General features: G+C 69.4%; 2 protein-coding genes. Both read right to left on the reverse strand.

Translation table 11 applies throughout. The features are described from left to right. Entirely contained in the window at window positions 1–753 is a 753-nt protein-coding gene (locus IE271_RS40790) for an ABC transporter ATP-binding protein (protein ID WP_190195463.1), read from the reverse strand. A gap of 73 nt (window positions 754–826) precedes the next feature. After that, the coding region (locus IE271_RS40795) for an ABC transporter permease (protein WP_190195462.1) at window positions 827–1707 on the reverse strand (881 nt) is incomplete at its 5' end.

Consider the following 1707-nt stretch of genomic DNA (forward strand, 5'->3'; position numbering starts at 1 on the left):
CTACTTGCCGGTGAACTTCTCGTACTCCTTCATGACCTCTTCGGTGGGCCCGTCCATGCGCAGCTCGCCGCGTTCCAGCCACAGCACCCGGTCGCAGGTGTCCCGGATGGACTTGTTGTTGTGGCTGACCAGGAACACCGTGCCGGCCTGCTTGCGCAGCTCGCGGATGCGCGCCTCGGAGCGCTTCTGGAACTTGCGGTCCCCGGTCGCCAGCGCCTCGTCGATCATCAGCACGTCGTGGTCCTTGGCCGCCGCGATGGAGAACCGCAGCCGGGCCGCCATGCCCGAGGAGTAGGTGCGCATCGGCAGCGTGATGAAGTCGCCCTTGTCGTTGATCCCGGAGAAGTCCACGATCTCCTGGTAGCGCTCGCGGATCTGCTCCCGGGACATGCCCATCGCCAGCCCGCCCAGGATCACGTTGCGCTCCCCGGTCAGATCGCTCATCAGCGCCGCGTTCACGCCCAGCAGCGAGGGCTGGCCGTCGGTGTACACGTGCCCGCGCTCGGCCGGCAGCAGCCCGGCCACCGCCCGCAGCAGCGTGGACTTGCCCGACCCGTTGGAACCGATCAGCCCGATCGCCTCGCCCCGGTAGGCGGTGAAGGACACCCCCCGCACCGCGTGCACCTTGCGCACCCCGCGCTCCTCGCCCCGCCGCAGGATCCGGCTCAGCGCGGCGGTCGCACTGCCCCGGCCCGCCTTCGCGCCGTTGACCCGGTAGACGATGTGCAACTCGTCCGCGATCACGGTGGGCACCCGCGCCGCCGGAGCGCCGGCCGCCCGCGGCGCCTGCGGCGTCTGCGTCGTGTGTGTCGTGTGTGTCGTCTGCTCAGCCACGGCCGTAGCGCTCCTCAGCCTTCCAGAAGTACACGAAGCCGCCCACCGCGGCCAGGACCGCCCAGCCGGCCGCCACCGCCCACACGTGCGGCGGCAGATTCCCCGCCCCGTAGCCGTCGATCAGCGCGAACCGCATCAGGTCCATGTACAGCGCCGCCGGATTCCACTGCAGCACGTCCGCGATCCACCCCGGATGGTCCTTCAGCATGACCGGAATGGAGAACATCACCCCGGACGCGTACATCCAGGTGCGCAGCGCGAACGGCATCAGCTGCGCCAGGTCCGGCGTCTTCGCGCCCAGCCGGGCCATCACCAGCGCCAGCCCGGTGTTGAACAGGAACTGCAGCACCAGCACCGGCACGATCAGCAGCCACGACAGCCGCGGATAGCTGCCGAAGCCCACCGCCACCGCGAACAGCACCACCATCGAGAACAGCAGCTGCTGCAACTGCTGCAGCGAGAAGGAGACGGGCAGCGCGGCGCGCGGGAAGTGCAGCGCCCGCACCAGCCCCAGGTTCCCCGAGATCGCCCGCACCCCCGCCATCACCGAGGACTGGGTGAAGGTGAACACGAACACCCCCGTCACCAGGAACGGGATGTACACCTCCCGCTCCATGCCCCGGTCCGCCTCCAGGATCAGCCCGAAGATCAGGAAATACATCAGCGCGTTCAGCAGCGGCGTCGCCACCTGCCACAACTGCCCCAGCCTCGCCTGACTGTACTGAGCCGTCAGCTTCGCCTGCGAGAACGCCACGATGAAATGCCGCCGCCCCCACAACTGCCGCACATACCGCGCCAGCGAAGGCCGCGCACCACTCACGGTGAGGCCGTACTTGGCGGCGAGCTCCGCCGCGGTCAGCCCGTCGTCGGGCG

Source organism: Streptomyces minutiscleroticus, from assembly GCF_014650875.1.
In the GTDB taxonomy this organism is placed as follows: Bacteria; Actinomycetota; Actinomycetes; order Streptomycetales; family Streptomycetaceae; genus Streptomyces; species Streptomyces minutiscleroticus.